Source organism: Bradyrhizobium elkanii WSM2783 (genome assembly GCF_000472865.1).
GTDB lineage: Bacteria > Pseudomonadota > Alphaproteobacteria > Rhizobiales > Xanthobacteraceae > Bradyrhizobium > Bradyrhizobium elkanii_A.
This window is the reverse complement of record NZ_AXAP01000178.1, coordinates 1-5,718: the sequence shown is the minus strand read 5'-3', so window position 1 is coordinate 5,718 and position 5,718 is coordinate 1. Positions and strand designations below refer to the sequence as shown.

Below are 5,718 nucleotides of genomic sequence, written 5' to 3'. Positions count from 1 at the left end.
TCTGCTTGCACAGGAACGCCGCGTATACTACTTCGACATGCTGGGATACGGTCGATCCGATATGCCGAACGCTGACGTGTCGAGAGGCATTCAAAACCGTCTCTTCGCGGCCCTCTGCGAACATTGGGGCATCGGTCCTCCGGATATCGTCGCACACGACTTCGGAGGATCCACTGCTTTGCGGGGGCATCTGCTCGACGGGCTCGAATACAGATCGCTTACTCTAATAGACCCTGTAGCAATCAGCCCTCAAGGATCAGCGCTTGTTCAATCAGCCAAGCAACACGAGGACGTCTTCTCTCATCTGCCGGCCTATGTCCATGAAGCTATCTTGCGCGCTTACATCGACGGTGCGGTTGCCAAGGCCCTGCGTACTTCCGACATGTCGTTGTATTTGCACCCGTGGCTTGGTGATGAGGGTCAAAAGGCATTCTGGCGGCAGATTGCGCAAATGGACGATAAGTATACGCAGGAGATCGAGTGGCGTTACGGAGAGATGCGCTGTCCTGTTACGCTTATTTGGGGAGAAGAAGACGAGTGGTGCCCGCTGTCGGACGGAAAAGAGTTGTCGCGCCGGCTCTCGGCTCCGTTGATGATCGTTTCCGGAGCGAAGCACCTTGTTCAAGAAGACGCTCCGGAAGCAGTCATCGCCGCCGTGACGCGATTTTGGCGTGCCGACGTCCGCTGAGGGTCAACAGCGCCATTTGGCTGATCGGTCGATCACTTCCGCTCTACCCCGATAAAGCAGACCATTTCGAAGCCAAGCCGAACTTCGCTCTCGGGCCATAAGCGGAAGTGCCTTCGCTACTCCATAGGCAGCCTGCCGACGCTAGAAACGCCATCCTTTCACGTCTTCGATTTACAGGTTCAAGACACCGGCTGAGCGGCCCAACGCGAGCTCCGCATCAGGCTGCAAAAGTCGCTTCGGTGAAAATGGGGGTCCTTGCAGGCCATGATATCGGCGAGGCCGGTCTGTTGGGTCATTTCCGGCCGGTGCTTGAGGCCGTCGTAAAACGCCTGGAGAAGGTCCTCCACGAATTGCGGCGCACGGGGATAGGCCGTCACCACCGCCCCCCGCTGCACGTCGGTGAATTCGTCATAGCCAAGGCTTACGAGATCCATCATCACGCCCTCCGCAGTAAGCGCGGCGACGGGATGGAGGTGCTCGGAGATTCCCGGCGTAGTGTGCAGCGCGATCGCAAGCCAGACCTTCTCGATATCGCTCTCCGAGATGCCGTAGCTTCGCAGGAAGTCGCGCGCCGCATTCGCGCCGTCCACCTCGAAGCGCAGCCGACTTTCCTGGAAGCCGGAGGTCAGGCCGAGATCATGGAACATGGTCGCCGTGTACAGCAGCTCCGGATCGAATGTCAGCTTCTTGCGCGTCCCGGCCAGGGCGCCCCAGAAATAGACGCGGCTGGAGTGCTGAAACAGAAAGTCGCTCTCGGTGTCGCGAATGAACTGCGTTGCTTCGCGCGCCAATTGACTGTCGGGAATCTTCACGCCGGAAATCTCGTTGACCATCATGGTCCATCCTCCATCAGTATCAGGTGCCCGAACTCACGCCTTTCAGGTCAGGGCCGAGGTGACCCGCATTACCGCTGGTTTCTGAACTGCCGTTAGCAAGCCCGCATTTTAACCTGACGATGCCCCCTTCAACGAATGGGAGAACAACTCCTCATTCAGCAACCCGCGAAGGGGAGCCAGAAGGTGCCGATCGCCTCAGCGACGCATTTGTGGATGGTGCTGCTGTTCATTGGCTCCTCCTTGGTTGATGCAACCGATCGGTTCAGGAGCGACGTCGACCAAGCGGTCGATCAAAAGCGGCTCGTCGGGAGCCTAGATTCAACGCAGAGCCTTTAACTCAGCGTCGATAGGATACGCCCTCCTGCCCCGAAAGGAAAGCCGCGCTGGGCCGGCCATCGCCAAAACCGAGCCGAAGGTCCGGAAGGGGCGGCAAGCCCACGTTCGCAGCCGATCGGGCCATGTCGGATCAATCTTTGGCTCGCCTTTACGCAGGAAGATTCAAACTGCGCATGGGCGCTCGCCTAGACAGATTAGGCCGTCCATTCCCAACTGGAAGCACGAACGGCGAGCGGGGGCGGTTATTTTAAAGGAAGGAGGTGGTGCGTTTGCGCCAAGCCAGCTACTTCCAATCTCTGGAATAAGCCGGCGCCGGCGACCGCCAAATTATAGAATGCATCAGGGAAAAGAAAAGCAGCGCCAGCAAGGCCGATGCACGTAGCTAAAAGCCCGCCAACCGCCAGATCATCCATGTCGATTCCTGCCGCGTCTGGTTGCTTCAATTCTAATATCGACCAAATCCACGCGCCCGCTTGGCCATTTCTATGAACCTCGCCTCGGCGTTTTCGGACACTTGGTTCAGCTTTCCGTGATCGAACGACCCGTCGCAAATTGCGTACAAAGTCGCGGGTCGCAACCGAGAGCTCCTCAAAGGAACGAGGCGAACTTGAAAAGCCACATCCCGCTCCAAGAGCGATCCCTAACAACGCATCGGTCGTTCTTGACTGATTTTCCATCGTCTCCCCACACCGCACTCAGCGGCATCGAGCCATCTCTACAGCAAAGGTGAACTATGAACCGTCAGAACTGAAAACGTAGATCTCGCTTGGTTACCCGCGCGAAGCGCTTGCAGTTCTGTTACGCCAGCAGGTGCTATCGCTTTGGCTTACTTCACCGGGGTGGTCAGTACTTTGTCGTTGGAATCAACGACAAAGACCGCGAGCAGCTTTGCCGGCTTGCTCTTGCTGGCGTTGCGGCTGATCTGATGGGCTGCGTTCGGCGGTTCGGACCAACTCTCGCCGACCTTGTAGATGCGGGTCTCGCCGTCATTCACCTTCGACTCGATCTCGCCCGAGAGGACGTAGGCATAGATGAACGCGGACTTCGCATGCGTGTGCGACGGGGAAGCGGCCCCCGGCGCGTAGTCGACTTCCACGACGACAAGCGACTTTCCAGGAATATTCGGGATCGGCTGATTGAATTTAGGCGCAACCGTTTCGGTTTGGGCGCCATACGCTGCGACCGGGCCGGCAAGCGCGAGAGCAGTAACGATAGCAGTGACAATGGTTTGAATCTTCATGATCTGCTCCTCGAACTGGTCCGAAGATGCCACTTGTTCGGCTAGATAAAAGTACCAAGAATCCAACAAAATTGTGCACCACGGCGGCCTCGATTTGCACGACAAGGGCGACGAGCGGATCCAACCGGTCTTGCTCGGTTGGGATGAAGGCATGAGCGGGAAGCAACGACGAGAGTTCGATGCCGTCACTCAGACGGAGCTGAACTATATTTTATAAAACGCTTTGCATCGAAGCCGCAGACTATCCTGAGTTGGCGTCCGTCGCCTGCTCAATCAGCCCCCCCACCGCGCGCGGATTGGAGACGTAGATCGCGTGACTTCCGGGGACCTCGACGACTTTCGAGCCCGCGCGGTTCGCCATCCGCCGTTGCGTCGGCGCCGAGATCATCTTGTCGTCCGTGGCCACGAGATACCAACTCGGCTTTTTCTTCCACGCGGGCTCGGTGACCACGGCATTGTTCGCCTCCAAGCCAAACGGCACCTGGCTGTCGGCCCAGAAGCCGGCGGTCTTGGAATCCACATCAGCACCGAACGCGGCCGCCATCTTCGCCTTGTCTTGGAAAAGATATCCTTCCTTCGGCGGCGTAAACGACGGCGGGCGGCCGACGATGGTGTTGACGGACTCGCCTTTGTCCGGAGCGAAGGCGGCGATGTAGACGAGGGCCGCGACTTTGGGATGCACGCCCGCCTCAGTGATCACCACCCCGCCGTAAGAATGACCGACCAGCACCGCCGGACCTTCCTGCTCATCGAGGATCAGATTGGTCGCGGCCACGTCGCCCTCCAGCGAGATGGTCGGGTTCTGGACGACGCTGACGGTGAAACCGTGCTCAATGAGGATGGCGTAGACGCCAGCCCAACTCGATCCGTCGACGAAGGCACCGTGAACCAAAACGATGTTGTTGATCCTGGCCATGACGCGCTCCTACAAGGCCGACGCGAGTGCAAGCAGCGAGGCGCTACACCCCCGCGAATCCCTAAACGGCGCCCCCCGAGCATGGTTCCGCGGAACGATGCCGACAAAGGGAGGGGAACGTCGCACTCAATGATAATTTCGCAGGCGCTGATAGAGATTACCGGCATCGCTAAATCGCCACCGCCACATCACTGTGTGTTGATCAGGCCACTTTCCTGCTAAGGAACGGCCCGTCCTCTTTGTCGACCTCAAGAACACCATTGCCTAGCTGAAATGCACTGCCGATGGCTTTGCGTAATGCGGCAAGTTGAGGCTCCTTGGCGCCATCCCCAGGCGGATAGGAAGTGAGCGCCAGGAAGACATCTTCGGGCTCGGTGATCCGAAGCCTGGCGGGGTGCTGCGACATGGTGACGTTGCCGAATTGGGACCGCATCAGTCGATCGGCTGTGTCGAACCCAAAGGTTGCAGCAGCCGGATCGGACGGGGAACTGCCGAATACGGTCGTCAGCTCATACATCTTACGCATGTTGCGGGCCCCGCTGGTCGTCACCGCCAGAAAGCCTCCCGGCTTCAGCATGCGATATGTTTCTGCGATGCCTTTCGCTGGGGCTGGCAAATGATAGAGCATGTGCATGGCAATCACCGCATCAAAGGAGCCTTCCTCAAAGGGAAGCGCAGATGCGTCGGCTTGTCGGCCTTGAACTGACGTGAATGGCAATGTCTGGCAACGCTCTATGGCTTCTTGGACCATGCCGGGCGAGAGATCAGCAAGGGTCAGATCAAGTCTCTCCGGCAATACGCTCACCACTGCTTCCCAGAACCAACCCGGACCGCAGCCGATGTCGAGGGCCCGATCTCGCGCTTGAAGCGGCAGTTGCCTCGCAACCCATGGATACCAACCGACCTCCGCGATTTTGTATTTCGATTTGATGCGCGCCCGCGCGGCGAGCTTTTGGCTGTCGCTATACTGTTTCCCAACCTCTGAGGTTTTGGATGTCATGTTGCCTCCTTCTCGGCGCCTCTCAGTTAACTCGCCGCGCTTCCTCAACAACTCCTCAGTATGCTGCGGTCGCACTAAACGCTGTTGAAGCGACGTGATCTGGCAATTTGGCAACCCTTTGCACGATTGGCGTCTCGTGCTGGGTGAAACGACTACGTCATAGGCAATTCAACGTGTCGCCTTAATCGTGAATCTCGTTGCTGGGTCATGAGCGCTGGCGCAGCCGAGCGCAAGCCAACAGCTAGGAGCCGACGGGCGTCAGGGATGGCTGGTCCCGCCGTAGCCTTCCATGCGCAACGACCAAGCTTCCGCCTCCGCGCGGCCCGCGCCCTAATGCCCTTCTGGGCGGCTTCCCGGTCCGCCTGGGTGTCGATACAGGCGATACGATGGCGCGTAGATAAATGCGCCCTGCAACTAGTCATCTGGAACGCAAGTTCGTCACATTATATGATGGCTCGATTCTCTGTAGAGGAGAGCGCTTGTGGCGAATGCAGGTGTTAGAGGCCGGCCAATCGAGCCGTTGGTGCTGAGTCCGCAAGAGCGAGCATATTTAGAGAGGCAGGTTCGTCGTTATCGTGTGGCCCGGTCGCTATCTGAGCGGTGCCGCGCGATCCTACGGTGCGCAGATGGCTTGCCAAGCAAATCTGTGGCTGCCGAACTTGGCATCCATGAACACACCGTTGGCAAGTGGCGCCGCCGATT

General features: G+C 58.4%; 7 protein-coding genes. 2 read left to right on the top strand and 5 right to left on the bottom strand.

All coding sequences use genetic code 11. From position 1 onward, the window contains the following. Nucleotides 1-688: alpha/beta fold hydrolase (locus tag YY7_RS0149320; RefSeq protein WP_028169365.1), on the top strand; the 688-nt coding region annotated here is incomplete at its 5' end. 179 nt (nt 689-867) lie between these two features. Here the strand turns inward: YY7_RS0149320 and YY7_RS0149315 are convergent. From YY7_RS0149315 to YY7_RS0149285, 5 genes are all read right to left on the bottom strand, one after another. Beyond that, nucleotides 868-1,521, bottom strand: a complete 654-nt coding sequence (locus YY7_RS0149315) for an HD domain-containing protein (RefSeq protein WP_155255688.1) — start codon at nt 1,519-1,521, stop codon at nt 868-870. A 581-nt stretch (nt 1,522-2,102) separates the two neighbouring features. Then, entirely contained in the window at nt 2,103-2,273 is a 171-nt protein-coding gene (locus YY7_RS61640; protein WP_155255687.1) for a hypothetical protein, read from the bottom strand. 413 nt (nt 2,274-2,686) lie between these two features. Further along, nucleotides 2,687-3,100, bottom strand: a complete 414-nt coding sequence (locus tag YY7_RS0149300) for a cupin domain-containing protein (protein WP_028169361.1) — start codon at nt 3,098-3,100, stop codon at nt 2,687-2,689. A 241-nt stretch (nt 3,101-3,341) separates the two neighbouring features. After that, entirely contained in the window at nt 3,342-4,016 is a 675-nt protein-coding gene (locus YY7_RS0149290; protein ID WP_028169360.1) for an alpha/beta hydrolase, read from the bottom strand. A 202-nt stretch (nt 4,017-4,218) separates the two neighbouring features. Further along, the gene (locus YY7_RS0149285; protein ID WP_028169359.1) at nt 4,219-5,016 is read right to left on the bottom strand and encodes a class I SAM-dependent methyltransferase; all 798 of its coding nucleotides are present in this window, start codon (nt 5,014-5,016) and stop codon (nt 4,219-4,221) included. 481 nt (nt 5,017-5,497) lie between these two features. Here YY7_RS0149285 and YY7_RS59925 point away from each other — a divergent pair. Then, a partial coding sequence (locus tag YY7_RS59925) for a helix-turn-helix domain-containing protein (protein ID WP_196237465.1) occupies nt 5,498-5,718 on the top strand: 221 nt, incomplete at its 3' end.

Bases quoted from the DNA above. Each gene is read 5' to 3' on its own strand.
- YY7_RS0149315 (WP_155255688.1), bottom strand. From the start codon at position 1,521: ATGGTCAACGAGATTTCCGGCGTGAAGATTCCCGACAGTCAATTGGCG.
- YY7_RS61640 (WP_155255687.1), bottom strand. From the start codon at position 2,273: ATGGATGATCTGGCGGTTGGCGGGCTTTTAGCTACGTGCATCGGCCTT.
- YY7_RS0149300 (WP_028169361.1), bottom strand. From the start codon at position 3,100: ATGAAGATTCAAACCATTGTCACTGCTATCGTTACTGCTCTCGCGCTT.
- YY7_RS0149290 (WP_028169360.1), bottom strand. From the start codon at position 4,016: ATGGCCAGGATCAACAACATCGTTTTGGTTCACGGTGCCTTCGTCGAC.
- YY7_RS0149285 (WP_028169359.1), bottom strand. From the start codon at position 5,016: ATGACATCCAAAACCTCAGAGGTTGGGAAACAGTATAGCGACAGCCAA.